The sequence below is a fragment of the Ancylobacter gelatini genome (assembly GCF_022601675.1).
Classification (GTDB): domain Bacteria; phylum Pseudomonadota; class Alphaproteobacteria; order Rhizobiales; family Xanthobacteraceae; genus Ancylobacter; species Ancylobacter gelatini.
Genome location: NZ_JAKVIL010000002.1, coordinates 55,464 through 82,221, shown reverse-complemented (window position 1 = coordinate 82,221; position 26,758 = coordinate 55,464). Strand labels below are relative to the sequence as shown.

The 26,758-nt window shown below is 66.9% G+C and carries 19 protein-coding genes; 5 read left to right on the top strand and 14 right to left on the bottom strand.

Annotation, left to right across the window (positions count from 1 at the left end; genetic code table 11):
* The first annotated feature begins 184 nt into the window (after positions 1-184).
* Together MKI84_RS03590 and MKI84_RS03585 are read left to right on the top strand one after the other, a co-directional pair.
* Positions 185-814 carry a L,D-transpeptidase gene (locus MKI84_RS03590; RefSeq protein ID WP_425353790.1) on the top strand — a complete coding sequence of 210 codons (630 nt, stop codon included), beginning with the start codon at positions 185-187 and terminating at the stop codon, positions 812-814.
* 34 nt (positions 815-848) lie between these two features.
* Positions 849-1,877, top strand: a complete 1,029-nt coding sequence (locus tag MKI84_RS03585; protein WP_241616603.1) for an amino acid ABC transporter substrate-binding protein — start codon at positions 849-851, stop codon at positions 1,875-1,877.
* 66 nt (positions 1,878-1,943) lie between these two features.
* On the opposite strand, the gene MKI84_RS03580 is transcribed toward MKI84_RS03585, so the two are convergent.
* From MKI84_RS03580 to MKI84_RS03560, 5 genes are all read right to left on the bottom strand, one after another.
* Complete coding sequence (locus MKI84_RS03580; protein ID WP_241616602.1) at positions 1,944-2,747, bottom strand: enoyl-CoA hydratase/isomerase family protein; 804 nt, start codon at positions 2,745-2,747, stop codon at positions 1,944-1,946.
* A complete protein-coding gene (locus tag MKI84_RS03575) occupies positions 2,744-3,994 on the bottom strand; it encodes a CaiB/BaiF CoA transferase family protein (protein WP_241616601.1) in 1,251 nt (416 codons plus the stop codon). The genes MKI84_RS03580 and MKI84_RS03575 overlap by 4 nt, the downstream gene beginning before the upstream one ends.
* Positions 3,991-4,710 carry a GntR family transcriptional regulator gene (locus tag MKI84_RS03570; protein WP_241616600.1) on the bottom strand — a complete coding sequence of 240 codons (720 nt, stop codon included), beginning with the start codon at positions 4,708-4,710 and terminating at the stop codon, positions 3,991-3,993. Before MKI84_RS03570 ends, MKI84_RS03575 begins: the two co-directional genes overlap by 4 nt.
* A 130-nt stretch (positions 4,711-4,840) precedes the next feature.
* A complete protein-coding gene (locus tag MKI84_RS03565) occupies positions 4,841-5,527 on the bottom strand; it encodes a GntR family transcriptional regulator (RefSeq protein WP_241616599.1) in 687 nt (228 codons plus the stop codon).
* Between the two features lie 100 nt (positions 5,528-5,627).
* Complete coding sequence (locus MKI84_RS03560; RefSeq protein ID WP_241616597.1) at positions 5,628-6,833, bottom strand: pyridoxal-phosphate-dependent aminotransferase family protein; 1,206 nt, start codon at positions 6,831-6,833, stop codon at positions 5,628-5,630.
* Positions 6,834-7,008: 175 nt separating this feature from the next.
* Between MKI84_RS03560 and MKI84_RS03555 the strand changes: the two genes are divergently transcribed.
* Entirely contained in the window at positions 7,009-9,984 is a 2,976-nt protein-coding gene (locus tag MKI84_RS03555; protein ID WP_241616595.1) for an FAD-binding and (Fe-S)-binding domain-containing protein, read from the top strand.
* 182 nt (positions 9,985-10,166) lie between these two features.
* Here the strand turns inward: MKI84_RS03555 and MKI84_RS03550 are convergent, their stop codons facing one another.
* The 3 genes from MKI84_RS03550 to MKI84_RS03540 all read right to left on the bottom strand — a co-directional run bounded on the left by MKI84_RS03550 (position 10,167) and on the right by MKI84_RS03540 (position 13,239).
* Positions 10,167-11,486 (bottom strand): TRAP transporter large permease, encoded by a 1,320-nt coding sequence (locus MKI84_RS03550; RefSeq protein WP_241616593.1) that lies wholly within the window; start codon positions 11,484-11,486, stop codon positions 10,167-10,169.
* The gene (locus tag MKI84_RS03545; RefSeq protein WP_241616591.1) at positions 11,483-12,034 is read right to left on the bottom strand and encodes a TRAP transporter small permease; all 552 of its coding nucleotides are present in this window, start codon (positions 12,032-12,034) and stop codon (positions 11,483-11,485) included. Before MKI84_RS03545 ends, MKI84_RS03550 begins: the two co-directional genes overlap by 4 nt.
* A 221-nt stretch (positions 12,035-12,255) precedes the next feature.
* On the bottom strand, positions 12,256-13,239 hold the full coding sequence (locus MKI84_RS03540; protein ID WP_241616590.1) for a TRAP transporter substrate-binding protein: 984 nt from the start codon (positions 13,237-13,239) through the stop codon (positions 12,256-12,258).
* Between the two features lie 220 nt (positions 13,240-13,459).
* On the opposite strand from MKI84_RS03540, the gene MKI84_RS03535 reads away from it, so the two are divergent.
* Positions 13,460-13,897: a GlcG/HbpS family heme-binding protein gene (locus MKI84_RS03535; protein WP_241616589.1), complete on the top strand. Its 438-nt coding sequence runs from the start codon at positions 13,460-13,462 to the stop codon at positions 13,895-13,897.
* Positions 13,898-14,138: 241 nt separating this feature from the next.
* Here the strand turns inward: MKI84_RS03535 and MKI84_RS03530 are convergent, their stop codons facing one another.
* The gene (locus tag MKI84_RS03530; RefSeq protein WP_241616588.1) at positions 14,139-14,579 is read right to left on the bottom strand and encodes a hypothetical protein; all 441 of its coding nucleotides are present in this window, start codon (positions 14,577-14,579) and stop codon (positions 14,139-14,141) included.
* A gap of 126 nt (positions 14,580-14,705) precedes the next feature.
* On the opposite strand from MKI84_RS03530, the gene MKI84_RS03525 reads away from it, so the two are divergent.
* Positions 14,706-14,885: a hypothetical protein gene (locus MKI84_RS03525; protein ID WP_241616587.1), complete on the top strand. Its 180-nt coding sequence runs from the start codon at positions 14,706-14,708 to the stop codon at positions 14,883-14,885.
* 9 nt (positions 14,886-14,894) lie between these two features.
* Here MKI84_RS03525 and glgX read toward each other — a convergent pair whose 3' ends face one another.
* From glgX to MKI84_RS03500, 5 genes are all read right to left on the bottom strand, one after another.
* Positions 14,895-19,031 carry a glycogen debranching protein GlgX gene (gene glgX / locus MKI84_RS03520; protein ID WP_241616586.1) on the bottom strand — a complete coding sequence of 1,379 codons (4,137 nt, stop codon included), beginning with the start codon at positions 19,029-19,031 and terminating at the stop codon, positions 14,895-14,897.
* Positions 19,028-20,485, bottom strand: a complete 1,458-nt coding sequence (gene glgA / locus MKI84_RS03515) for a glycogen synthase GlgA (protein ID WP_241616585.1) — start codon at positions 20,483-20,485, stop codon at positions 19,028-19,030. Before glgA ends, glgX begins: the two co-directional genes overlap by 4 nt.
* A 25-nt stretch (positions 20,486-20,510) precedes the next feature.
* Complete coding sequence (glgC, locus tag MKI84_RS03510) at positions 20,511-21,779, bottom strand: glucose-1-phosphate adenylyltransferase (protein WP_241616584.1); 1,269 nt, start codon at positions 21,777-21,779, stop codon at positions 20,511-20,513.
* Positions 21,780-21,831: 52 nt separating this feature from the next.
* On the bottom strand, positions 21,832-24,033 hold the full coding sequence (glgB, locus tag MKI84_RS03505) for a 1,4-alpha-glucan branching protein GlgB (protein ID WP_241617520.1): 2,202 nt from the start codon (positions 24,031-24,033) through the stop codon (positions 21,832-21,834).
* A gap of 201 nt (positions 24,034-24,234) precedes the next feature.
* Positions 24,235-26,733, bottom strand: coding sequence for a glycogen/starch/alpha-glucan phosphorylase (locus tag MKI84_RS03500; RefSeq protein ID WP_241617518.1), 2,499 nt, complete (start codon positions 26,731-26,733; stop codon positions 24,235-24,237).
* Positions 26,734-26,758 lie beyond the last annotated feature (25 nt).

The following is a 26,758-nucleotide window of genomic DNA, read 5'->3' as shown; positions in this document are numbered from 1 at the left end:
AACGCCTCGACAGCTGACGATCACTTTGCCGTGGCGCCCCGGCGCAGGCGACCGCGAATTAATCTCGCTGTAATTGACTTATGGTGAATTAATCCCTTCGATCGCTCATCGGGAGCGACTTGAATCGCACCCTCGCCGGGTAAGGCACGAGGGGCGGCAAGATGTGTGAGAAGGAACCACGACCATGCGCGATTCCATGCGTTCTGGCATTCTGGGGGTGGCGCTGACGGTCGTCGCGGCCCTCTCCCTTTCTTCCGCCGAAGCGCAGATGCGCCCCACCGCCGGGATGGGAAACCAGATCCTCGACGTGCCGGAGAAGCCCGGTTACGTGCCCTCGCCGGACGAAGAGCAGCTTGATCCGGCGTTCCGTCGCCAGCCGGTCTATTTCCGGAGCAACGAAGCACCCGGCACCATCGTCATCCACACCAATGAGCGCTTTCTCTATCTGGTGCTCGGCCCCAACAGCGCGCTGCGCTATGGCATCGGTGTCGGCCGCGAGGGCTTCACCTGGGCCGGCCTCCAGAAGGTTTCGCGCAAGGCCGAATGGCCGGACTGGACGCCGCCGGCAGAAATGATCCAGCGCCAGCCCTACCTGCCGCGTTTCATGGCGGGTGGGCCGGGCAACCCGATGGGCGCCGCCGCGCTCTATCTCGGCAGCACCGTGTACCGCATTCACGGCACCAACCAGCCGCAGACCATCGGCAGCGCCGTCTCGTCCGGCTGCTTCCGTCTGGTGAACTCCGACGTCCAGGATTTGTACAACCGGGTGCCGGTCGGCACCAAGGTGGTCATCAAGCACGCGCCCGAACTCTGACGGCCCGTTGCGGGCTGAACCCACTGGGGGATCTATGAACAAGCTTGGAACCGCGCTGGCCGTCGCCGGCGCTCTTCTCGTGTCGCAAATGGGACACTCCACCGCGGCCGGCGCCGCGACCCTCGCGGACGTCAAGGCGCGCGGCACGCTGAAGTGCGGCGTGAGCCAGGGCCTGCAGGGCTTTTCTTCCAAGGACGACAAGGGCGACTGGAAGGGTTTCGACGTCGACCTGTGCCGCGCGGTCGCCGCCGCCGTGCTCGGCGACGCCGCCAAGGTCGAGTATGTCCCGCTCTCCGCCGAGGCGCGCTTTCCCGCGCTGAAGAAGGGCGACATCGACCTGCTCTCGCGCAACTCCACCTGGACGCTCTCGCGCGAGGCCGATCTGGGCCTGATGTTCGCGGGCGTGTCCTATTATGACGGCCAGGGCTTCATGGTCCCGGCCGCAAAGAACGTGAATGGCGCGCTCGAACTCGGCGGCTTCAAGGTCTGCACCCAGGCCGGCACCACCAGCGCCCTGAACGTCACCGACTATTTCAAGCAGAACCGGATGGAATTCCAGCTCATCGAGCTGCCGAACGTCGAGGAGCTGACCAAGGCTTACGATGCCGGCAAGTGTGACGCGCTGACCACCGACGTCTCGCAGCTCTACGCGCTGCGGCTGAAGCTCTCCAAGCCCGCCGACCACATCGTGCTGCCCGACGTCATCTCCAAGGAGCCACTCGGCCCCGTGGTGCGCCAGGGCGACGACCAGTGGCTGAACGTCGTGAAATGGACGCTCTACGCCATGCTGAACGCCGAGGAGCTGGGCGTCTCGTCCCAGACTCTCGATCAGGCGCTGAAGTCCGAGAAGCCGGACGTGAAGCGTCTTATCGGCACCGAAGGCGCCTATGGCGAGCAGCTCGGGCTCACCAAGGACTTCGCCGCCCTGATCGTGAAGAATGTCGGCAATTACGGCGAGGTGTTCGAGGCCAATATCGGCACCGATTCCAAGCTCGGCATCCCGCGCGGCATCAACCAGCTCTGGAGCGCCGGCGGCATCCAGTACGCCCCGCCGATCCGCTGACGCGCACGCCCTTGAGACAGAAATGGCCCGGTTCGCTGGGCCATTTTCATTTGCGGCCGCGACCAGCTACACCCCACGCCAGTTCGGCGGACGCTTGGCGAGGAAGGCGTCGACGCCCTCCCGGAAATCGGCGCTGCCATAGGTCTCGCGCACCAGATCCGCAGCGGACGCCTGCGGATCGAGGCGCAGGCGGCGCAGGGCCTCCTTGGTGACCCGCATGGTGATCGGGGCGTGGGACACCAGCTTCGCGCAGAGCGTATCGACCTCGGCGTCCAGCGCCTCGGGCGCGACCACGCCGACATAGCCCGGCGGCATGGTTTCCGCGGTCGGCATCTCCGCCAGCATCACCATGCGCTTGACCATGCCCACGCCCAGCGTGGCGGCCAGCAGGCTGAGATTGGTGGTCGAGAGGCAATTGCCGAGCGTGCGCGCGATCGGTACGCCGAAGCGCGTGCCGGGCGTGGCGAGGCGCAGATCGCAGGCATTGGCGATCGCCATGCCGCCGCCCACCGCCCAGCCCTCCACCACCGCGAGCGTCGGCACCGGCAGGCGTTCGACCCCGCCGACGAAGCGCTCGACCTGCTGCTCATAGGCAACCCCGTCCTCGCCCGACGTGAAGGCCCGGAACTGGTCGATGTCCGTGCCGGCGACGAAGGCCTTGCCGCCGGCGCCGCGGAGCACCGCGACCCGGATCGACGGGTCGGCCGCGATGGCGAGGCAGGCCTGCTCCAGTTCCTCATACATGCGCCAGGTCATGGCATTGCGCGCCGCCGGACGGTCGAAGGTGATGCGCGCCACCGGCCCGTCGACGGCGAAGCGCACCCGCCCCTTGTCGTCGGCCTCAACGGCCGGGCTGTCCTTCGTGCTCATGCCGCGAAGGCTCCGCGCGCGCCGAAGGCCGCGACGGCATCTTCGTCGAGACCGATCTCGGTCAGGATAGCCTGCGTGTGCTCGCCGAGCAGCGGCGGCGGCAGGCGCACTTGCTGGGGCGTGCCCATCAGCTTCACCGGAAAACCGATGGTGGAGACCTTGCCCTCGTTCGGGTGGTCGATCTCCATCCGCATGTTGCGGTGCCGGCCGTGCTCGCTCTCGAAGGCCTCGGGGTAGGAATACATGGTGCCGGCGGGAATGCCGACCGCCAGCAGCGCCTCGACCCATTCCTCGGAGGTCCGCGTGGCGAAGGTCTTCTCCAGCTCCTCGATCAGCGCCTCGCGATTATCGAGCCGGTGCGGGTTGGTGTCGAAGCGCGCATCGTCCAGCAGATCGGGCCGGCCGATGGTCTCGCATAGCGAGAGCCAGAGCTTCTGATTGGTCGCGCCCATGACGAAATAGCCGTCCTTCGACTTCACCGCCTGATAGGGCGCGCTCATGCGGTTGGCCGTGCCGAGCGGGATCGGGTAGGTGCCGCGGCCCCAATATTCGGAAATGTCCCACACCGAGAAGGCGAGCGCGGCCTCGAAAAGCGAAGCGTCGATATATTGCCCCTGCCCGGTATTCTTCGCGCCGATATAGGCGGCGAGCACCGCATAGGTGGCGAACAGGCCGCAGCCGATATCGGCGACCGGCACGCCGGCCTTGACCGGCGGCCCGCCGGGATGGCCGGTGACGCTCATCACGCCGGACATGGCCTGCGCCATCAAATCGAAGCCGGGACGGCTCGCCCAGGGGCCGCTCTGGCCGAAGCCGGAAATCGAGGCATAGACCAATCGGGGATTCAGCTTTGATACGATGTCATAGTCGCATTTCAGCTTCTTCATGACGCCGGGCCGGTAGTTCTCGATCAGGATATCGGCGCTCTTCACCAGCTCATAGAACAGCTCGCGGCCGGCCTCGCTCTTGAGGTTGAGCGTCACGGAACGCTTGTTCCGGTTCATGTTGAGGAAGCCCATGCTGTCCGGGCCCTTCATCTTGAACCCCATGGCGCCGCGGGTCTGGTCGCCGGTGCCGGGCGGCTCGACCTTGATCACGTCGGCGCCGAGATCGCCCAGCATCATGCACGCGAACGGCCCGGCCATGACCTGCGCAACATCGAGGACACGCACGCCGGCGAGCGGCAGCGGGCGGGCGGCGGCAGCGGCCTGCTGCTGCGGGCGCGTCTCGTCGAGAACGTCGGTCATCGGTTGCGTCCCTTTCTGGTTCGGCTTTCGGGGGCGTCAGCCGAAGCCGAACCGCCCTCACCGCTGATGAAGGCGCGGGCGATGCCCGCGGTGGTGCCGGTGATGTGCGCTTCCATGAGCGCGCCGAGCCGGGCCGCGTCGCGTGCGGCGAAGGCTTCCATCATCGCGCGATGCTCGGCCACAGCCGCCAGCCAGTGCTCGCGGCTCTTGCGCATCACGAAGCGGCAGGAATGGATGCGGGTCAGCACCTGTTGGTAATAGGTGCTCAGCGTGGCATTGCCGGCGACCTCGAAGAACGCCTCATGGATCAGCCGGTTGTAGCGTAGATAATCCACCTCCTCGCCGGCCTCGAAACACGCCATCATCCCGTCATGCAATGCACCGAGCCGGGCAATGTCGGCCTCGGTGGCTCTGGCGCAGGCGAGGATGCCGGCGAGCCGCTCCAGCGAGGCCATGATCGGGAACAACTCCTCGACCTGCTCGGCGGTGATGCGCGCGACAATGGCGCCGCGATGCGGCAGGATCTGAAGAACACCCTCGGCAGCAAGCACCTTCAGCGCCTCGCGGATCGGCGTGCGCGAGACGCCGAAGCGTTCGCAAAGCTGCTCTTCGGGCACCTTCTGGCCGGGCCGCAATTCGCCGTTGAGAATCATCTCACGCAGAGGCGCCACCAGCGATTCATGGAGCGAATGGCGAACGATCTGCGGGGCGTTCATAAGCGGGCTTCCTGCCGGCGACGTTGCCGTAACGCTAGCCGATCCCGCATTGCGCATCAATAATTAAAGATGCAATCCGTTAAGCCCCTCGACCCTCGCCGCAGCAAGGGCGGCAGCAGCGGCAGGATGCCTATTCGGCGGCGGCGCTGTCCATCGGGCCCAGCGATTCGTGCACCATCGCCGCCTTGTGGCGCAAATGGAGCCGCAGAATATTACCGAGCCGCATGGCGTCGCGGGCCTTCAGCGCGGCCATCATTTCCTCGTGGTCGTCGACCGCCTCGCGCCAGCGCTCCGACGATTTCTGCGCGATGAAACGCACCGCGTGGATGCGCACCATCAGTGTCTGGTAGAGCTGGACCAGAGAGGCATTGCCGGACAGGTCGAAGAAGGCCTCGTGAATCTGCCGGTTGAGGCGCAGATAGCCGGCCGCATCATTGGCCCGGTAATAGGCCAGCATCTGGTCGTGCATGGCCTGGATGCGGGCGACGTCGGCATCGGTCGCCCGGGCACACGCAGCCTCCCCCGCCAGCGCTTCCAGCGCGCCCATGATCGGGAACAGTTCGTCGACTTCCTCAGGCGTGACACGGGCGACCGACGCGCCGCGATTGGGCGAGAGGATCAGCAGCCCCTCATTGGCAAGCACTTTCAGCGCCTCGCGCAGCGGCGTGCGCGAGACGCCGAATCGGGCGCACAAAGCCTGCTCCGAGATCTTCTCGCCGGCCTTGAGGTCCCCGCGCATCAGCATGTCGCGCAACTGCGCGGCGAGTTCGCCGTGAAGGCTGCGACGAGGAATAATGGCCGTGCCCGACATCGCCATGGGGCGACACTCTCCCGTATGTGTCGATTCAGGCTTCTAGATTGCGCCGACCGGCGACTTTGGCAAGCCACTTGAGCCGCCGGTCGGCGCATTCAGGCGATCATGCCGCGGCGCGGACCGGGGCCTGCGCGCACTCGGCAAGGTAGTCCATCGCCGCCTGGGCGCCGCCCTTCTTGTGCGGAACGCCGGCTACCGACAGGCCCATCTCGACGCCGGACAACGCGCCCATCATGGTCAGGTCGTTGGTGTCGCCGAGATGGCCGATGCGGAACACGCGGCCGGTGAGCTTGGTGAGGCCGGTGCCGAGCGACATGTCGAAATGGTTCAGCGTCTTCTCGCGGAAGGCGTCGGCGTCATGGCCTTCCGGCATCATCACGGCGGTCAGCGAGGACGAATAGTACTTCGGCTCGCGGCACAGCACTTCCAGCCCCCAGGCGCGCACGGCGCGGCGGGTGGCTTCGGCATGGCGATCGTGGCGGGCGAACACGTTGTCGAGGCCTTCCTCGTGCAGCATGTCGATCGCCTCGGCGAGGCCGTAGAGCAGGTTGGTGCCGGGCGTATAGGGGAAGAAGCCCTTGGCATTGTGGGGCAGCATCTCTTCCCACGACCAGAACAGCTTGGGCATGGTCGACGTCTTGGCGGCGGCCAGCGCCTTGTCGGACAACGCATTGAACGACAGGCCCGGCGGCAGCATCAGGCCCTTCTGCGAGCCGGAGACGGTGACGTCCACGCCCCACTCGTCATGGCGGAAATCGATCGAGGCCAGCGAGGAAATGGTGTCGACCATCAGCAGCGCCGGGTGGCCGGCGGCATCGATCGCCTTGCGCACTTCGTCGACGCGGGTGATGCAGCCGGTCGAGGTCTCGTTATGGACCACGCACACCGCCTTGTATTCGTGGTTCTTGTCCTCGCGCAGCTTGGCCTCGATCTGCGCGGCGTCGGCGCCGATGCGCCAGTCGGAGGCGATGAAGTCGGGCTTGAGGCCGAGCTTGATCGCCATGTTCTTCCACAGCGTCGCGAAATGGCCGGTCTCGAACATCAGCACCTTGTCGCCGGGCGACAGCACGTTGGCGAGCGCGCCTTCCCAGGCACCGGTGCCGGACGCGGGATAGATGATCACCGGGCTCTGGGTCTTGAAGATGGTCTTGATGCCGTCCAGCACCCGATGGCCGAGCTTCTGGAATTCGGGGCCGCGATGGTCGATCGTGGGCATGTCCATGGCGCGCAGGATGCGGTCCGGCACCGGGGTCGGCCCCGGAATCTGCAGGAAGTGGCGACCCGCGACCCGGGCGGAATTGCTGGACATCTTATTTCTCCCTTGACGGCGCGGTGCTTGGGACCGCGTTCCGGTTCAGCCTCGCGACGCGGAAACCCACTTTCCGCACCGACTGTCTTGCATATATGAATTATGAATGCAAAATTCAGTCAAGCCCGTCGGAGCGCTGTTTGCGTCTTTAACGTCGGGCATAGGGAGGAATGAAATGGCGGCACGGCTCACGCCGGGACTTGAGCGGCGCCTGAAGAGCGAAATCACGGGTGACGTGTGGTTCGACCGCTTCAATCGCGGGCGCTACGCCACCGATGCCTCGTTCTATCAGATCATGCCGCTGGGTGTCGTGGTTCCCCGTACGGTGGAGGAAGCCGAGCGGGCGATCGCGCTGGCGCGGTCGGAAGGCGTGCCGGTCACGGCCCGCGGCGGCGGCACGTCGCAGTGCGGACAGACCATCAACGACGCCCTTGTGGTCGACGGCTCCAAATATCTCAACCGCATCCTCGAACTCGATGTCGCCGAGCGGCGCTGCGTGGTCGAGCCCGGCATCGTGCTGGACGACCTCAACCGGCAGCTTCGGCAGCACGGCCTGTGGTTTCCCGTGGACGTCTCTACCGCCTCGCGGGCGACGATTGGCGGCATGGCGGGCAACAACAGCTGCGGCGGCCGCTCGCTGCGCTACGGCACGATGCGCGACAATGTGATCGCCATCGACGCCATGATGGCCGACGGCGCCAAGGCGCATTTCGGCCGGGTCGATCACAATCTGTCCGGCCTCTCCACGGATTCGCCGCTGATGCCGCTGGCGCGCGACCTGCTGGATATCGGCGCCCGCGAGGCCGGCGAGATCGCCGCGCGCTTTCCCAGCGTCCAGCGCCGCGTCGGCGGCTATAATATCGACGCGCTGGTGCCGGACCCGGCAGGCTACAACCTTGCCCATCTGCTCGTCGGCTCGGAAGGCACCCTCGCCTACTCCACCCGCATCAAGCTGAAGCTCTGGCCGGTCATCGGCAAGAAGGTGATCGGCGCCTGCCATTTCGGCAGCTTCTATCAGGCGATGGACGCCGCCCAGCATCTGGTGAAGCTGGGGCCCATCGCGGTCGAACTGGTCGACGAGACGCTGCTGTCGCTGGCCAGCGAGATTCCGATGTTCCAGCCGACGCTCCGCCAGTTCGTGCGTGGCACGCCGGCGGCGGTGCTGCTGGTCGAGTTCGCCGAGGATGAGGACGAGAACGAGCGCCGCCTGAAGCTGCTGGAGCAGACCATGGGCGATCTCGGCTTCGGCTGGGACAAAAGCGGGGAGCGCTGGGGCGGCGTGGTGAACGTGCGCGACCCCGGGCTTCAGGCCGCGATCGCGGATGTGCGCACCTCCGGCCTCAACATCATGATGTCGATGAAGCAGGCGGGCAAACCCGTCTCCTTCGTCGAGGACTGCGCGGTCCCTCTGCCGCATCTGGCCGACTACACCGCCCGGCTGACCCAGGTGTTCGAGAAGCACGGCACCAAGGGCACCTGGTACGCCCACGCCTCCGAAGGCTGCCTTCATGTGCGCCCGGTGCTCAATCTGCGCCAGGAGCAGGATGTGAAGGCGATGCGCGCCATTGCCGAGGAAGCCTTCCACATGGTGCGCGAGTACAAGGGCTCGCATTCCGGCGAGCACGGCGACGGCATCGTGCGCTCGGAATTCCACGAGACCATGTTCGGCCCGCACCTCGTCAAGGTGTTCGAGGAGGTGAAGGACCGCTTCGATCCCAACGGGCTCTACAATCCCGGCAAGATCGTGCGCGCGCCGAAATTCGACGACCGCTCGCTGTTCCGCTACGCCCCGGACTACAAGGTTGCGCCGATCAAGACGGCTATGGACTGGTCCGGCTATTCCGGCGAGGGCGGCGGCCTGCAGGGCGCCATCGAGATGTGCAACAACAACGGCGCCTGCCGCAAGGCCGTCGGCGGGGTGATGTGCCCCAGCTACCGCGTTACGCGCAACGAGCGCGACGTGACGCGCGGGCGCGCCAACACGCTGCGTCTCGCCATCTCCGGCCGGCTCGGCCCCGACGCGCTCGCCTCCGACGAGATGATGGAGACGCTCAAGCTCTGCGTCTCCTGCAAGGGCTGCCGGCGCGAATGCCCGACCGGCGTCGATATGGCGAAGATGAAGATCGAGGCCTTGGCCGCTCGCGCCAGAGCCAAGGGCATCACGCTGCATCAGCGCCTCGTCGCCTATCTCCCGCACTACGCGGCGCTCGCCTCGAAAGTGCCGTGGCTGCTTAATCTGCGCGACCGTCTGCCCGGCGCGGCAGCAATGTCGGAAAAGGTCGCCCAGTTCAGCGCACGCCGCAGCCTGCCCAAATGGCGCGCCGACGGCTTCTGCGGCGACGGCGCCACCTTTGGTCCGGAAGACGGGCGCGAGGTCGTCCTGTTCGCCGACACCTTCAATCGCTGGTTCGAGAGCGAGAACATCAAGGCCGCGCTCACCGTGCTCACCGCCGCCGGCTACCGCGTGCACATGCCCGCGCCGTCCGACGGCAAGTCCCGCGCCCTGTGCTGCGGGCGCACCTTCCTCTCCGCCGGTCTGGTCGATCAGGCGAAAGCCGAGGCGCGTCGCGTGCTCGACACCTACGCCCCGTTCGTCGCGCGCGGCGTGCCGGTGGTTGGCCTTGAGCCGAGCTGCCTGTTCGCCTTCCGCGACGAACTGCCCTCGATGTTCCCCGGCGAGAGCGCGCAGCGGCTTTCCGCCCATGCGCTGCTGATCGAGGAGTTTCTCGCCCGCGAGCATGAGGCCGGCCGGCTTGAGCTGGACCTCGGCCCGGTGGGCGACAAGGCGCTGCTGCACGGGCATTGCCACCAGAAGTCCTTCGGAGCGATGGGCGCGGTGGAGAAGACGCTGCGTCTGGTGCCGGGCCTCGCCGTTGAGACCATCGAGTCGAGCTGCTGCGGCATGGCCGGGGCCTTCGGCTATCATTCCGAGACCATCGACACATCGATTGCCATGGCCGAGCTCTCGCTGCTGCCGGCGGTGCGCAAGGCCGATGCCGGCACGCTGGTGGTGGCGGATGGCACCTCCTGCCGCCACCAGATACATGACGGCGCTCAGCGCGACGCGGTGCATGTGGTGCAGGTACTGGCTCGCTCCGTGGTCTCGGCGCGTCAGTCGGGCACGGTCCGCGATCTGGAGGCGGCCGAGTAGCGGCCTCCCCTCGCCGCCCCGACATCGACGCCGACCAGACGCCCGGGCCGCAAGCCCGGGCGTTCTGCTGTCGGCCCCTCCCTGCATGTCGCCGCGGGGTTAAGTGGGCCAGCGCTGCCGGCGCATAAAAAAAACCTCCCCGGCAAGGCATCCGGGGAGGTCGAGAGGTTCGAGGGAAACGATCAGTTCGTCGGCATCATGCCGATCGAGCTGTCGCCGTAGAACCACTGGGTCGGTGCAAGGGCGAACCAGGGCACATAGGTGCAGATCAGCAGCACCACCAGCAGCACCAGCAGGAAGCCGAGATTGGCCTTGGTGGTCTGCCAGATGTCCGCCTTGGCAATCGAGCACGCCGCGATCAGCACCGAAGCCACCGGCGGCGTCTGCTGGCCGATCGCCAGATTCAGCGTCAGCACCAGCCCGAAATGCACCGGATCGATGCCGACCTGCTGGATCAGCGGCAGGACGATCGGCACGGTCAGGATGATCGCCGCCGCCGAGTGCAGGAACATGCCGAGGATGAGGAACAGCACGTTCAGCAGCAGAAGGACGAGGTAGGGATTGTCCGTCAGCTCGGCGATGGACTGCGCCAGCGCCTGCGGCACCCGGCTTTCGGTGAGGAACACGCCGACCAGCGCCGAAGCGGCCACCAGCAGCATCACCACGGCGGTCTGCAGCGCGCTGTCGACCAGGGCGCGGTACAGCGCCTTGAAGTCGAGCTCGCGATAGATGACCACCGAAATGAACAGCGCCGCGCAAACCGCGACCGCCGCGCCTTCCGTGGCCGTCACCAGGCCGCCGAAGATGCCGCCGAGGATGATCACGGGCAGCATCAGCGCCCAGAGCGCCTCGCGGAAGGCGGTCGCCAGCCGGCTCCAGGCAAAACGCTGTTCCACCGGGAAGTCGTACTTGACGGCATAGTACCAGCTTGCCAGCGCGAGGCCGGCGCCGCCCAGCAGGCCCGGCAGCAGGCCGGAGATGAACATCTTCACCACCGAGACCTGAGCCATGACCGCGTAGAGGATCATGGGGATCGACGGCGGCAGGATGATCGCGAGGCTCGCCGAGGACGAGGAGATCGCCGCGGCGAATTCCTTGCTGTAGCCGCGGCTCTTCATCGCCGGGATCAGCAGCGAGCCGAGCGCCGCGACGCCCGCCACCGCCGAGCCGGAAATCTCGGCAAAGAACATCGAGGAGCCGATGGTCACCATGGCGAGGCCGCCACGGATGAAGCCGAGCATCGCCGAGGCGAGGTTGATGAGCCGCCGCGAGATCGACGACGAATTCATGATGCCGCCGGCGAGGATGAACAGCGGGATCGCCAGCAACGGGAAGTTGGTCGCACCTTCGAACATCACCAGCGCGACGTTCGGGAGCATGTCGGCACCCTGCGTCGCCCAGATGGCGATCACGGCGACCATGCCAAGTGCGATCGCGATCGGCACGTTCAGCAGCACCATGCCGAACAGGCCGATGAACATCAGACCCATAGTGCTCGTCATCGTGCCGCCCCTTCCTTGGCCGTGCCCGTCTCATGGACGGTTTCGAGCGCTTCCTTCAGTTCATGGTCCTCGAAGCCCGCGCCGCGCGCGGCGGCCAGCACTTCGGGGAAGCGCAGCAGTTCGGAGATGATGATCAGCACCGCCGTCACCGGGATCACCGACTGCGTCACCACGAGCGACACGTTCGGCAACGACACCAGCGTGCTGCCCTGCAGGATGTCGAGCACCTCAAGCCCCGTCACCGTGAGGATGATGAAGAAGGCCAGCACGATGACCTCGGCGAAAATAGTCGAGGCGACCCGCAATCCCGGCGGGAAGGCGTTCACAATCCCCGGAAAACCGATATGGGCACCGCGCAGGGCCGCCAGCGCGCTGCCGTAATAGGTCAGCCAGCACAGGCCGATCGAGGCGATTTCGTCGTACCAGACCAGCGAGAGGCCGACGGCGCGGAAGACGAAGCCAAGGACGATGATGACCGTCAGTGCCGCCATCAGCAGCGCGGCGATGATCTCCAAGATCCGGTCGTAGGATCTTCTGATTGCGAGCATGTTCCTGTTCCAAGGGCGCGGCCGCTCAGGCGACCGTGCACGATGTGAGTGCGGGAGCTGTGAGTTCTGCGAACGATGGCCTGTCCCGCGAGAGCGGGCGATCCTGCCGTATCAGGGCGGCACGCTGCATGATGTGCATCGCCCGCCGCGTGGGTCGGCGATGCATCCGATAAGCCGAGGCTTCCGGCGACCGGCGGGGGAGCGCCGGTCGCCGGGAAGGCTCAGGAGCCTTTGCCGAGGGCGAGGGAGTCGTCGACCAGCTTCTGGCCGCCGGGCACTTCCTTCGCGAATTCCTCGTAGACGGGCTTGCTGGCCTCGATGAAGGCGGCCTTGTCGACCTCGTTCACCTGCATGCCGGCAGCCTTCAGCTTGCCGAGCAGCTCGTCGTCGAGCTTGGCGGCGATGTCGAGCGCGACCGGCTCCATCTCCACCGCGGTCTCGACCAGCGCCTTCTGCACGTCCGGCGGCAGCTTCGACCAGCTGCGGCCCGCGGTGACATAGGCCGGCGTATAGACGTGGCCGGTCATCGAGAGGTACTTCTGCACTTCCTGGAAGCGGGACGGATAGATCTGGGCGAGCGGGTTCTCCTGGCCGTCCATCACACCGGTCTGCAGCGCGACGAACACTTCCGACAGCGCCATCGGGCTCGGCGTCGCGCCATAGGCCTGGAACATGCGCACGCGCCACACGCCTTGCGGCACGCGCAGCTTGATGCCCTTCAGGTCCTCCGGCTTGTTGATCGGCCGGGTATTGTTGGTGACGTGGCGGATGCCGTTTTCCCAGACGGCGATGATCTCGTAACCCTTGTCCTTGGCGATCGGGACCAGAACCGGCTTGATCACGGCCTCGCGGATCTTGGCCGCGTGCTCGCGATTCTGCACCAGATAGGGCATTTCGAACACGCCGAATTCCGGCGAGACGGTGGTCATCACCGTGGAGGGCAGCGCCAGGTCGACCGTGCCGAGCTTGAGCTTCTTGAGGAGTTCGGTATCGCCGCCGAGCTGGCTGGAGCCGTAGGTGACGACCTTGGCCTTGTCGCCCAGCTTGGCATTCGCGCGCTTGGCGAATTCCTGGGAGGTCTGGTCAAACAGCGAGCCGGGCTCGCCGACATGCCCGAGCTTGATTTCGATAGGTTCAGCGCTTGCCGTCGCGGCGAGCAGGACGGTGCCGGCAATGGCCGACACGAGTCGCGTAAGGCGGATCATGGCTTGCTCCTTTGGGTTTCCTCAGCCGCCGGTTCGTCCAGCGTTTGTTGTTGATGTGCGACCAGGTCACGATAGCACTCCGAGGCGTGCCGAACGCGACAAAATCGAACTATGAATTATGAATGCAAAAAATGACAAAGAAGGCAAGGCGAGACTTGACGTCGACCCATCGAAGGCGTCAATCGAGCGCAACCTGACACCGATCAGCCTGGGAGATTCCATGCCAAGCCTGAGCCTCAGTTCCGCCCAGACCATTCTGGCGACCGCGCTCGACGCCTGCCGTAAGGGCAATTTCAAGCCGATGGCCGTCGTCGTGCTCGACGAGCGCGGCGCGGTGCGTGCGGCGGCGTCGGAGGACGGCACCAGCCTGAAGCGTTTCGAGATCGCCCATGGCAAGGCTTACGGCGCGCTCTCGCTGGGGATTGGCTCGCGCTCGATCTTCAAGCGGGCCAAGGAGCAGGCCTTCTTCATCGCTTCGGCCACCAACGTGGTCGGCGGCGCGCTGGTGCCGGTGCCCGGCGGCGTGCTGATCCGCGACGGCTCCGGCGAGGTGGTCGGCGCGGTCGGCATCTCCGGTGACACGTCGGAGAATGACGAGGCGGCGGCGCTGGCCGGCATCGCGGCGGCAGGCCTTGCCGGCGACCCGGGCGCGGACTGAGCGCTGGCTGAATACGCAAAAAGGCCGGGCATCCCCCGGCCTTTTTCATGCGTGGACCATCGCTCTCATGCGTGGCGGCAGATTCCGACCGGCGAGGCCGAGCGCCACGAGATTGTCGCGGGAAATTATCCCGCCTGCCACCGCGCAGCCCGTTGAGCAGGCGGAGCGGCCATGCCGTTCAAAATTGCCACTCGAAGCTGTGTGGGCAAACAGTCTCCCGGACGCTCCGGCGCCCGAGGGCTCAGTCGATGACCCCGGTCGAGCGCGCGGCGGCGGCGGCGGCCTTCTCGGCGGCGGCTACGAGATCCCAGGCAGCGATCTGCCCATCCTTGCCGAACTGAATCGCCGGCCCGCTCGACACGATGCGGCGGCCGCGACCATCATCCACCACCGCGAATTCGTACACGTGATGCGCGCTGCGGTGCATCACCCGCACCGTCGAAGGCGATAGCGTCACGACATCGAACTCGTTGTGTGGCATGGGTTCTCCCTCTCGTCTTCGTTGAAAACCGCACTGGCTCGCGCCAGGCGGGCTGGCCGCTTGGCGCGGCTCTGGCACAAACCTGCCGGCAAGGCGCTCGCGATGCCGCAGAAAACTCTCATGGGAACTTTGAGGGTTGCCGGGCGTTTCGACAACGAAAATCTCCGCGTCCGATCCATTTTTAACCTGACGTAGAGACATCGCCCGAAGCCGGGATGGGGTCGGCCCGGCGGTTATTATTCATGCACGCGGAGAGACTGCGGCGCGTCTTGAAAAAAGTTGCCTGGAACAACTCAAGGGTGCGTGCCGACCCACGGGAGACGCTTCATGAACCGGACCACCACCCTCGTCATCGCCGCCATCGTGCTGGGGCTCGCCCTCTATGCCGCGATCGATTATTCCGGCCGCACCACCACCCAGCCGACCGAGAGCCCGACGCCGCCCGTCGGCGAGCCCGTGACGCCCCCCGCTCCCGCAACACCGGCTCCCGCCGCGCCGGCCCCGTGAGCGGGCTGGCTATTCCGCGCGCGTCTCGGCCATCGCCTTGAGGGCGGCACGGGCGGAGGGGCGCTCCAGCACGGCCTCCGCGGATAGAGAGAGGCGCCGTCGCCAGTTCGGCCGCTCGCGATCCGTCCCCGGCAGGTTGACCGCCACCTCCTCGCCCGCGAGATCGTCAAGCTGCGCGAGCGCGATCTGGGCGCGCGTGCGCCCGACATAGGCATGCACCGCGATCAGGAAAGCTTCGGCCAGCGGTGCGTCCGGCTCCGGCGCGGCCTCGATCAGCCCCTCGGCCAGCAGGGCGTTTGCCAGCCGCTGCTTCTCGGCGATCCGCTCCTCGCGGGCCACCGCGCTTGCCGCCTCGTCCGCAAGGCCGAGGGCAAGACGCTCGTCGATATCCACGCCGTCCCACCAGCCCGTGAGCGTCGGCAGGTCATGGGTGGAGACGCAGGCGGCCGCCAGCGCGGGGTAATCCTGCGGCGGCAGGAAATCCTCCCCCGAGCGTTCGAACCACAGCACGCGGTAGGACAGCATGCGCTCGCGGGTGAGTTGATCGCGCATGCCGAACGGCACCGTGCCCAGATCCTCACCGACCACGAGGCACTGCGCGCGCACGCTCTCGGCGGCCACCTGCCCCGCAAGGTCCTCGAACGGATAGGCGAGATAAGCGCCCTCCACCGCTCCTGCGCCTTCCGGCAGCAGGAACAGGCGGCGCAGGCCCATCACATGATCGATCCTCAGCGCACCAGCATGGCGCATATTGGCCGCCACCAGTTTGGCGAAGCCGCGATAGCCGTCGCGCTGCAGGGCAAGCGGGTCGGGCGGGGGCAGATTCCAGTTCTGCCCCTCGGGACCGAGCGGATCAGGCGGCGCGCCGACGGTCACGCCCTGCATCAGCATGCCCTGCTCCGCCCAGGCTTCCGCTCCGTCCGGCGCGGTGCCGACCGCGAGGTCGCGATAAAAGCCGAGAATGAGTCCGGCCTCGCGCGCCTTCCGCGCCGCAGCCCCGAGTTGGCGGTCGGCGATCCATTGCTGCCACAGTGCGAACCGCACCTCGCGCTCATGCTGGCCGGTAAATTCCGCAATGATGGAAGGGTTGGCATCGCGCAGGCCCTCCGGCCAGTCGCGCCAGCCACGCTTCGGGTACAGGCGGGAGATGGCCTGAAACGCCGCGAACCGGCTCAGCGGCTCGCCGCCCTCGGCGATGAAGCCGGCAAAGCCGGGCTCGGGCTCGGCTTCGAAGCGCGAGAAGGCCTCGCGCAGCAGCGCATCCTTGGCCGCCCAGACCGCCGTGTAGTCGACATTCGCATCGCCTGCGATGCCGGCAAAGCCGGACACATCCGCGCCTAACGCGGCAAGATCGATATAGATCGGGTCGAGAAAACGCCGATCCGAAGGGTGATAGGGGCTCGCCCGCTCGCGGTCGTGCGGGAACAGCGCGTGCAGCGGGTTGAGCCCGAGCGTGGCCGCTCCCTCCCCGGCCGCCAGCGCCCCCAGTTCTCCCAGCGCGGTAAAGTCGCCTATGCCCTGATCGTGCCGGGCGCGGCGCAGCGTGTAGAGATGCGCGGCGAGGCCGAAGCACCGGCCGCCCTGCACCAGCGCTGGCGGCAGATAGCAGGCCGGCGGCGCCACGGTGAGGCGGCAGACGACATCGCCGAGCCGCAATTCGTGCCGGCCCGGCGGAAGTTCCGGTAGCGCAACCCGGCGGGTCACCGCCAGCCGGCCGTCCGGCTGCGTCGCCTGCATGCGGATGCCGTCATCGGCATGGATCGGGAGGACACGCCGCGTGCCGTCCTCCAGCGCGATGTCGAGGTCGAGCCGGCGCCGTGCCCGCGCGGCCTCACCGCCGAGCCGCACCTCGCCGGCCTCGCCCTGCCGCAGCACCAGCGCGAAGGGCAGGTCGCGGCCGAACTGCTGGTCCGAAAGACCGGCCAGACTATCGCGCGCCTCGCCGGACGTGCCGGCCGGCAGGCGCAGCGCCTTCAGCAGCGCGCGCTTGGTGTCATCGCTCACCACATGATGGGTGCCCCCGACATCCCACCATTCGTTGGAAATGCCTGCCGCGGCCGCGAGGCGTTCCAGCAGCGCAGGGTCCGCCCGGCGCTGCGGCGCCGCAGGCGCGGGCTCCTCGACCAGAATTCGCACCGCCCGGGCGGGCATATCGTTCACGGCGGGCGCATCCTCGCCCGCGCTGTCCGCCGCGAGGCGCCAGGCGAAACCGTCGCGCGGCTCGGGCAGCACCAGCGGCAGCGCTTCCTGCGAGGCGTTCAGCGCCACCGCCACCCGGTCGGCCGGCAGGCCACCCGCTGCGGGCGCATAGAACACCGCGACCAGCGCACGCGCCTGCGGCCCGTCCCAGTCGACCGCCCCACCGGCGGGATCACGCCATTCGACATCGGGAATCGCGCTCGCATCGACCGGGCGGCCGGTGAGCGGGGCTTCCAGCCGGAGCGCGCGATGGCGACGACGCAGCAGCACCAATCGCGCGGTGAAGGCGGCGAGGTCTTCGTCAGTGCGGGACCAGTCCAGCCAGGTCAGTTCGTTGTCCTGGGCATAGGCGTTGTTGTTGCCGGCCTGCGAACGCCCGCATTCATCGCCCATGGTGAGCATCGGCGTGCCGCGCGAAGCGATCAGAATCGCCAGCAGCGCCCGCATGTCGGCACGCCGCCGGCCGAGCACCCCCGGATCGTCGGTCCAGCCCTCGATGCCGTGATTCCATGAATAATTGGCGTTGGTGCCGTCGCGATTATCCTCGCCATTGGCCTCGTTGTGCTTGGTCTCGAAGGAGACGAGGTCGGCCAGCGTGAAGCCGTCATGGGCGGTGACGAAATTGATGCCGCGCGACAGCGGGCGCTCGCTGGCACCGAACAGATCGGCCGATCCGGCGAGGCGGGTGGCGAGTTCGCCGACGAGGCCGGCATCGCCACGCCAGAACCGGCGCGCCGTGTCGCGGAAATGGTCGTTCCACTCGCCCCAGCCGGCGGGAAAGCGCCCGACCTGGTAGCCGCCCGGGCCAACGTCCCACGGTTCGGCGATCAATGCGAGGTCGCGCAGCATCGGATCCTGCTGCATGGCGGCGAGGAAAGGGGCGTGCGGGTCAAAGCCGTCCACCCGCCGTCCCAGCGTGGCGGCGAGGTCGAAGCGGAAGCCGTCAAGCCCGGTTCCAGCCCAGCGCCGCAGCATGTCCATGCCGAGCCGAAGCACCGGGCTGCGCTCCAGCGCCAGCGTGTTGCCGGTGCCGGCATCGTTGAGCAGGCGCGAGGGATCATCCGCCGCATGCCGGTAATAGGTCGCGTTATCGAGCCCGCGCAGGCTCACCGTGGGCCCGAACTCGTCGCTCTCGCCGGTGTGGTTCAGCACCACGTCCAGCACCACGCGGATGCCCGCGCCGTGCAACACCTCGATGGCCTGCGTCACCTCCTCGAACCCGCCGGGCGCGAGCCGGGGATCCGGCGCGCCGAACAGGATCGGATTGTAGCCCCAGTAATTGGTCAGCCCGAGCGGGGGCAGATGCCGCTCGTCGATCCAGGCGAAGGCCGGCATCAGCTCGACCGTGGTAATGCCGAGCCTCACCAGATGCTCGATCACCGCCGGCTGCCCCAGCGCGGCGAAGGTACCGCGCATTTCCACCGGCACTTCGGGATGGCGCATGGTGAAGCCGCGCACATGCAGTTCGTACAGCACCTGGTCGTCCCAGGCGAAACGCGGGGTCGCCGGCTGCGCCATCGCGACCGGATGGGGCACGATGGCCTTCGGCACCGCCGCCGCGCTGTCGATCTCGTCGCGCTCGGCGCCATGGGCGCGGCGGTCGAACAGGGTCTCGTCGAGCCGAAACGGCCGGTCCAGGTGGCTGGCATAGGGATCGACCAGCAGCTTGTACGGGTTGAAGCGGTGCCCCTCCTGCGGGCGCCATGGCCCGGCGGCGCGCAGGCCGTAGCGCGCGCCCGGCGGCACGCCGGCAATATGACCGTGGAACACGTCCCCGGTGCGCCCGGGCAGCTCGATCCGCGCGATCTCGTGCTCGCCGGTCGGATCGAACAGGCAGAACTCGATGCGCTCGGCATGAGCTGAGAACACCGCGACATTGACGCCGCTCGCATCCGCGCTGACGCCGAGCGGCTCCGGGCTGCCGGGAGAACGCGTCCAGTCGTTCACCCGGCGCGCTCCGCCACCACGGTGCGGAACAGCTCGGCATATTGCCTGGCGGCGCGGTCCCAGGACACGTCGGTCGCCATGGCGTTCTTCTGCAGCTTGCGCCACAGCGCCTTGTCCTGCCAGAGCTGGTGCGCGCGGATCAGCGCGCCGCGCAGCGCCGGCGCGGTCACGGGCGAGAACTGGACGCCGGTGCCGACACCGACGGCGCGCGCCATCTCGTTGACGTCGATCACGGTATCGGCGAGCCCGCCGACCCGCGCCACGACGGGAAGCGCGCCATAGCGCAGGGCCGAGAGCTGGGTGAGGCCGCAGGGCTCGAAGCGCGAGGGCACGATCAGCGCGTCGGCGCCGGCCTGAATGCCGTGCGCAATCGCCTCGTCATAGCCCAGCTTCACGCCGATCCGCCCGGGATTGGCACGCGCCGCGCCGATGAAGCGCTCGGCCAGGTCGGCATCTCCCGCCCCCAGCAGCACGAGCTGCGCGCCGAGGCCGAGCAGCGTGCCGAGATTATCGGCAAGCAGATCCAGCCCCTTCTGCCAGGACAACCGGCTGACCACGCCGAACAAGAGCGCGTCCGGGTCGGCATCGAGCCCGAAGGCCTGCTTGAGCGCGATCTTGTTGGCGACGCGCGCCTTTGGCTTCTTCTCGTCGAAGGGCAGCGGGATCAGAGGATCGGTGGCCGGCGTCCAGGCGTTGAGGTCGAGCCCGTTCAGAATGCCGGAGAGTGCGTGGCTGCGGGCATTCAGCAGCCCGTCCAGCCCCATGCCGGCTTCCGGCTGGAGGATTTCCCCGGCATAGCCCGGCGAGACCGTCGTGATGCGGTCGGCGAGCTGGAGGCCCGCCTTCAGGTAGCCGACCATGCCGTAATACTCGATGCCGTCCACCGCGAAGGCATGGGACGGCAGGCCGAGCATCGGCACGACGGATTGCGGAAACTGGCCCTGGAAGGCGATGTTGTGGATCGTCATCACCGTAGCAGGCCGGCGGCCGCCGGAATAGTGGAGATAGGCCGGCGCAAGGCCGGCCTGCCAGTCATGCGCATGCACGATGTCCGGCACGAAGCCGGGCACGAGGCCGAGCCCGATGCCGGAGGCCACCGCACCGAGCGCGGCGAAGCGCGCGGCATTGTCGCCCCAGTCCTGCCCGTTTGGCCCGACATAGGGCCCGCCCGGCCGGTCATAAAGATGGGGCGCGTCGATCACAAACAGGTCGAGCCCGGCCGCGCGCCCCGCCAGCAGCCGAGCCGGCCCGCCGAACAAATGGTCGAAGCTGTGCGCGACCTCCGCCTCGCCCAGCGCCGCCATCACCGCCGGATAGCCCGGAACCAGCGTGTACGAGCCGACGCCATGCGGGGCCAGCGCCTCCGGCAGGGCGCCGGCGACATCGGCGAGCCCGCCGGTTTTCACCAGCGGAAACACTTCGGAGACGACCGAGAGAAGCTTCAGATCCGCCACGTTGCCCTGCCCGCGTTCACAGCCGTCAAAGTTCGATCCGGTCGATCATGGACTGGGTTATCAGGCAAATGCCCTTCTCCGTGCGACGGAAGCGCTGCGCATCGAGAACCTCGTCGTCGCCGACGACCAGCCCCTCGGGAATCCGCACATGCGAATCGATCACCACATTCTTCAGCCGCGCCCCGCGCCCGACCTCGACATAAGGCAGCACCACCCCATTCTCGATCGAGCCGTAGGAGTTCACCCGCACGCCGGTGAACAGCAGCGCACGGCGCAGCGATGAGCCGGAAATGATGCAGCCGCCCGAGACCAGCGAGGAAATCGCCTGACCGCGCCGGCCTTCGTCATCATGCACGAACTTGGCCGGCGGGGTGATCTCGGCATAGGTCCAGATCGGCCAGTCCTTGTCATAAAGATCGAGCTCCGGAACGATCTCGGTCAGGTCGATATTGGCTTCCCAATAGGCATCGACCGTTCCCACGTCCCGCCAGTAGGGGGCGGTCTCCATGTCCGAGCGCACGCAGGAGCGCGAGAAGTGATGCGCCACCGCCTTACCGTGCTTGACGATGTAGGGGATGATGTCCTTGCCGAAATCATGGGTCGACAGCGGATCGGCAGCATCGCGCCGCAGCAGGTCGATCAGGAACTTGGTCTCGAACACATAGATGCCCATGCTCGCCAGCGCCTTGTCCGGGTGGCCCGGCATGGCCGGCGGGTTCTTTGGCTTTTCGAGGAAGGACAGGATCTTGTCGTTCTTGTCGACATGCATCACGCCGAAGGCACTCGCCTCCATGCGCGGCACCTCCAGACACCCCACCGTCACATCGGCGCCCTGATCAACATGCTGCTGGAGCATGATCTCATAGTCCTGCTTGTAGATGTGATCGCCGGCCAGGATGATGATGTGGCGCGTGTCATAGGCCTCGATGATGTCGAGGTTCTGATACACGGCGTCGGCGGTCCCGAGATACCACATGGTCTCGGAAACCCGCTGGCTGGCGGGTAGCACGTCGAAGCTCTCATTGCGCTCGTGGCGCAGGAAGTTCCAGCCGCGCTGCATGTGGCGGATCAGGCTGTGCGCCTGGTACTGGGTGGCGACGCCGATGCGCCGGATGCCGGAATTGATGGCGTTGGACAGCGCGAAATCGATGATGCGCGACTTGCCGCCGAAATAGACCGCCGGCTTGGCGCGCCGGTCGGTGAGTTCCATGAGGCGACTGCCGCGACCGCCCGCGAGAACGTAGGCCATGGCCGTGCGGGCGAGAGGTGCATTTGGTGCCGGTGGCCTGGCCATGACTCGCGTTCTCCTTAACTGGCGTTTCCCTGTGGGCGCGAACTTTCGAGGCTCACGCCGGCTCCCATACGAAATACAGCGTCGCAAGCGGCGGCAGGACGATCTGCGCGCTGGCGGGCTGACCGTGCGCGGGCACGTCCTCCGCCTGCGCGGCGCCCATATTGCCAACGCCCGAGCCGCCGTAATCGATACTGTCCGTGTTCAATATTTCCCGCCATGTGCCCGCCTGCGGCAGGCCGAGCCGGTAGAACGGGCGCGAGACGGGGGTGAAGTTCGACACCATCACCACCGGCGGATCGCCCTCTTCGCCGATCCGCATCCAGGCGAACACCGACTGGGCGGCGTCGTCGACCACGATCCACTGATAGCCGTCAGGACGGCAGTCGCGGGCGTGGAGCGCGGGCATATCGCGATAGAGGTGGTTGAGATCGCGCACCAACTTCTGCATCCCGGCATGGTGCGGCCCCTGGCCAGTCAGATGCCAGTCCAGCGAGCGCTCCTCGCTCCATTCCGCACGCTGGGCAAATTCCTGCCCCATGAACAGCAGCTTCTTGCCGGGATAGGCCCACATCAGTCCGTAATAGGCGCGCTGGGTAGCGAAGCGCTGCCAGTCATCGGCCCCGCCCATGCGGCTGAAGACCGTGCCCTTGCCGTGCACCACCTCGTCATGGGAGAGCGGCAGCACAAAATTCTCGGTGAAGGCATAGGTAAAGCCGAAGGTGATCTTGTCGTGGTGCCACGGGCGATGCACCGGATCGAGCGCCATGTAGTCGAGCGTGTCGTGCATCCAGCCCATGTTCCACTTGAAGCCGAAGCCGAGCCCGCCGGCATAGACCGGAGCGGAGACGCCGGACCAGGTGGTAGATTCCTCGGCGATCACCACGGTGCCGGGATGCTCGGCATACACCGCCTCATTGGCGCGGCGGATGAAACCAACGGCGTCCTTGTTGTCGTTGGAACCATCCGGGTTCGGCGCCCATTCCCCATCCTTGCGGGAGTAGTTCAGGTAGAGCATCGAGGCCACCGCATCGACGCGCAGCCCGTCGATATGGAAACGGTCGAGCCAATACAGAGCGTTGGCGATCAGCATATTGGCGACTTCGTGCCGGCCGAAATCATAGATCGCCGTATTCCAGTCCGGGTGGAAGCCGCGGCGGGGGTCGGCGTGCTCGTACAGCGCGGTGCCGTCGAAATGGGCGAGGCCGTGAATATCGGTCGGGAAATGCGCCGGCACCCAGTCGAGCAGCACCGAAAGCCCGGCCTGGTGCGCGCGGTCGACGAACCGCGCGAAGCCCGCCGGGTCGCCGAAGCGGCTGGTCGGGGCGAACAGCCCGATCGGCTGATAGCCCCACGAGGCATCGAGCGGATGCTCGGAGACCGGCAGCAACTCGATATGGGTGAAACCCATCCAGGCCGCATAGGGCACGAGTTGGTCGGCCAGTTCGTCATAGGTGAGGAAGCGGTTGCCCTCCCCGCGCCGCCACGACCCCAGATGCACCTCATAGACCGACATCGGCCTGGCGATCGCCTCGCCCTCGGCGCGCGCCGCGACATGGGCGTCGTCGTCCCAGGTGAACTGGTCGGTGCGGGCGACGATCGAGCCGGTCGCCGGGCGGAACTCGCCGCGGAAGCCGAACGGATCGGCCTTCAGCGGCAGCAGCCGACCGTCGGCGGAAACGATCTCGTATTTGTAGACCGTGCCCTCGCACACATCGGGAGCGAACAATTCCCACAGCCCGCTGTCGACGCGCTTGCGCATCTGGTGGCGGCGCCCGTCCCATTCGTTGAAGTCACCGACCACCGAGACGCGGGCGGCATTGGGCGCCCAGACCGCGAAGCGCACGCCCTCCGCGCCCTCATGGGTGCAGACATGCGCGCCGAGGCGCTCATAGAGCAGGTGGTGGGTGCCCTCGATCAGCAGGTGGTCGTCGAGCGGGCCGAGCACGGGTCCGAAGGAATAGGGGTCGCGCAGCTCCCATTCCCCGCCCTCATTGCGTGCCCGCAGGCGATAGCGTGCCCAGGCGGGACGCTCCGCGATCCGCCCCTCGAAGAAGCCGGCATCGTTGCGCCGCTCGAGCCTGGCGATGACGCGGCCATCCTCCTCGATCGCCTCCAGCGTGCCGGCATGGGGCACGAAGGCGCGGATCACCAGACCCTCGCCGTCCTCATGCGGACCAAGCAGGGCGAACGGGTCGTCATGGCGACCACCAACGAGTGCGTCGACCTCGTGATCGGGTGCCTGCCACGCATGCATCAGCAACGACCTTTCCTGCGGATCCGTCTCATCAAGACCCGGGTGCAGTACAGGTTCCGTTACCGCTGAAACAAAGTCCACTATCCGCAATCACTTCACTGCCGCACGAGGTGCGTGAAACACCCCTGCCGGGTCCACCCGGCTCCCCCCAAGGGCCGCCCGGCAAGGCCGGACGGCGTTTCGTGCGACCATTGCGCGCTGTCAGCGCACCGGGCGAACCGGCACGTTCCAGATGTCCTTGGCATATTCGGAAATGGTGCGGTCGGAGGAGAACCACCCCATATTGGCGGTGTTGATCACGCTCGACGTCCACCATTCCGACCGGGCGTGCCAACGCGCGTCGACCTTGCGCTGGGCATCCCAATAGGCGTCGAAATCGGGCGTCACGAGGAAGTAGTCGTGGTGGCGCAGCGCGTCGACCAGCGGCTTGAAGCGGTCCGGCTCGTCCGGCGAGAACACGCCGGATTCGACGGCCGTCAGAACCTCGCCCAAATGCGCGGAGCTGGAAATGGCGCCGAACTCGTCGATCCCGGCGATGCGGCGCTGCTCCACCTCCTCGGCGGTGAGACCGAAGATGAAGATGTTGTCGTCGCCGACATGTTCCTTGATCTCGACATTGGCGCCGTCGAGCGTGCCGATGGTAAGCGCGCCGTTGAGCGCCATCTTCATATTGCCGGTGCCGGAGGCCTCCATGCCGGCGGTGGAGATCTGCTCGGACAGGTCCGCCGCCGGGATGATGCTCTCGGCGAGCGACACGTTGTAGTTCGGCAGGAACACGACCTTGAGCAGGTCGCGCACGGTGGGATCGTCGTTCACCACCTTCGCCACGTCGTTGGCCAGCTTGATGATCAGCTTGGCCATGTGGTAGCTGGCCGCCGCCTTGCCGGAGAAGATCTTCACCCGCGGCGCCCAGTTGCGGGCCGGGTTGGCGCGCATGGCGTCATAGAGCGCGATGGTCTCCAGCACGTTGAGCAGCTGGCGCTTATATTCGTGGATGCGCTTGATCTGCACGTCGAACAGCGCGCCGGGATTGACCTTGATGTCCAGCCGGTCGCGGATGATGCGAGCGAGCGCCACCTTGTTCTGTCGGCGCACCGCCGCCAGCCTGTCGTGCAGCGCGCTGTCGCCGGCGAGCGGCTCCAGCTTCTTAAGCTGGGCGGGGTCGTCGAGAACCTCGGGCCCGCACACATCGACCAGCAGCCGGGTGAGGCCGGGATTGGACTGCATCAGCCAGCGGCGGAAGGTGATGCCGTTGGTCTTGTTGTTCATCCGCTCCGGGAAGATGCGGTAGAAATCCTTGAAGACCGTCACCTTCATCAGGTCGGAATGCAGCGCGGCCACGCCGTTGATCGAGTGCGAGCCAAGGAAGGCGAGGTTGCCCATGCGCACGCGCCGGCCGTGATCTTCCTGGATCAGCGAGACCGCCGAGAGCAGGCCGTCATCGTCCGGGAACTGCGTGCGCACCTTCTCAAGGTGCTTGGCGTTCAGGAGGTAGATGATCTGCATGTGGCGCGGCAGCACGCGCTCCATCAGCGGCACCGGCCACGTCTCCAGCGCCTCCGGCAGCAGGGTGTGGTTGGTGTAGGAGATGGTGCGGTTGGTGATGTCGAACGCCTCGTCCCAGGCGATGTCGTGCTCGTCGACCAGCAACCGCATCAGTTCGGCGACCGCGATGGCCGGGTGGGTGTCGTTGAGCTGGATCGACACCTTGTCGGGCAGCGAACGCACGTCGCCGAAGCTGTCGATGTGGCGGCGCATCAGGTCGTGCAGCGAGGCGGCGGTGAAGAAATACTCCTGCCGCAGCCTCAGTTCCTGGCCGGCCGGGGTGGCGTCGCTCGGGTACAGCACCTTGGAGATCGCCTCGGCCTTCACCTGGTTCACCAGTGCGCCGACATGGTCGCCCTGGTTGAAGGCGTCGAGGCGCAGCGGGTCGGCCGCGCGGGCAGACCACAGCCGCAGCGTGTTCACATGGCGGCCGCGCCAGCCGACGATGGGCGTGTCATAGGCCACCGCCTCAACGGTCTCGGCCGGGTGCCAGACCTGCTTCTTGCGTTCGCCGCCGGCGGACACCGCCTCGACCGAGCCGCCGAAACCGACATCGTAATAGACCTCCGGGCGCTCGAATTCCCATGGATTGCCGAAGGACAGCCAGTCCTCGGGATATTCCTGCTGCCAGCCGTTCTTCACCACCTGCCGGAACAGGCCATGGTCGTAGCGGATGCCATAGCCATAGGCAGCGATGGAGAGCGTGGCCATGCTTTCCATGAAGCAGGCGGCGAGACGGCCAAGGCCGCCATTGCCCAGCGCCGCGTCCGGCTCGACCTGGCGCAGCCGGTCGAGATCGACGCCGAGATCGCCGAGCGCGGCGCGCACCGTGTCGAGCAGTTCGAGATTGGTCAGCGCGTCGAACAGCAGCCGGCCGATCAGGAATTCCAGCGAGAGATAATAGACGCGCTTGCGGCCTTCGGAGTAGGTCTGCCGCGTCGAGGTGATCCAGCGGTCGACGATGCGGTCGCGGGTGGCAAAGGCCGTGGCGAGGAACCAGTCACGGTCGCTCGCCGCCGCCGGATTCTTGCCCACCGCATAGGTGAGCTTGGAAATCACCTGGGCGCGGAACTTCGCCACGTCGTCACCGTCGGCGATCGCGCGCGAGAGGGTCTCCGGCTTTTCCAGCATCTTTTCCTCGACCTCGACTGTCATGTGCAGCATCTGCTCCCTAAGCGAT

Bases quoted from the DNA above. Each gene is read 5' to 3' on its own strand.
- MKI84_RS03590 (WP_425353790.1), top strand. From the start codon at position 185: ATGCGCGATTCCATGCGTTCTGGCATTCTGGGGGTGGCGCTGACGGTC.
- MKI84_RS03535 (WP_241616589.1), top strand. From the start codon at position 13,460: ATGCCAAGCCTGAGCCTCAGTTCCGCCCAGACCATTCTGGCGACCGCG.
- MKI84_RS03580 (WP_241616602.1), bottom strand. From the start codon at position 2,747: ATGAGCACGAAGGACAGCCCGGCCGTTGAGGCCGACGACAAGGGGCGG.
- MKI84_RS03545 (WP_241616591.1), bottom strand. From the start codon at position 12,034: ATGCTCGCAATCAGAAGATCCTACGACCGGATCTTGGAGATCATCGCC.
- MKI84_RS03575 (WP_241616601.1), bottom strand. From the start codon at position 3,994: ATGACCGACGTTCTCGACGAGACGCGCCCGCAGCAGCAGGCCGCTGCC.
- MKI84_RS03500 (WP_241617518.1), bottom strand. From the start codon at position 26,733: ATGACAGTCGAGGTCGAGGAAAAGATGCTGGAAAAGCCGGAGACCCTC.
- MKI84_RS03530 (WP_241616588.1), bottom strand. From the start codon at position 14,579: ATGTCTCTACGTCAGGTTAAAAATGGATCGGACGCGGAGATTTTCGTT.
- MKI84_RS03555 (WP_241616595.1), top strand. From the start codon at position 7,009: ATGGCGGCACGGCTCACGCCGGGACTTGAGCGGCGCCTGAAGAGCGAA.
- MKI84_RS03560 (WP_241616597.1), bottom strand. From the start codon at position 6,833: ATGTCCAGCAATTCCGCCCGGGTCGCGGGTCGCCACTTCCTGCAGATT.
- glgC (WP_241616584.1), bottom strand. From the start codon at position 21,779: ATGGCCAGGCCACCGGCACCAAATGCACCTCTCGCCCGCACGGCCATG.
- MKI84_RS03550 (WP_241616593.1), bottom strand. From the start codon at position 11,486: ATGACGAGCACTATGGGTCTGATGTTCATCGGCCTGTTCGGCATGGTG.
- MKI84_RS03565 (WP_241616599.1), bottom strand. From the start codon at position 5,527: ATGGCGATGTCGGGCACGGCCATTATTCCTCGTCGCAGCCTTCACGGC.
- MKI84_RS03585 (WP_241616603.1), top strand. From the start codon at position 849: ATGAACAAGCTTGGAACCGCGCTGGCCGTCGCCGGCGCTCTTCTCGTG.
- glgB (WP_241617520.1), bottom strand. From the start codon at position 24,033: ATGCATGCGTGGCAGGCACCCGATCACGAGGTCGACGCACTCGTTGGT.
- MKI84_RS03540 (WP_241616590.1), bottom strand. From the start codon at position 13,239: ATGATCCGCCTTACGCGACTCGTGTCGGCCATTGCCGGCACCGTCCTG.
- MKI84_RS03570 (WP_241616600.1), bottom strand. From the start codon at position 4,710: ATGAACGCCCCGCAGATCGTTCGCCATTCGCTCCATGAATCGCTGGTG.
- MKI84_RS03525 (WP_241616587.1), top strand. From the start codon at position 14,706: ATGAACCGGACCACCACCCTCGTCATCGCCGCCATCGTGCTGGGGCTC.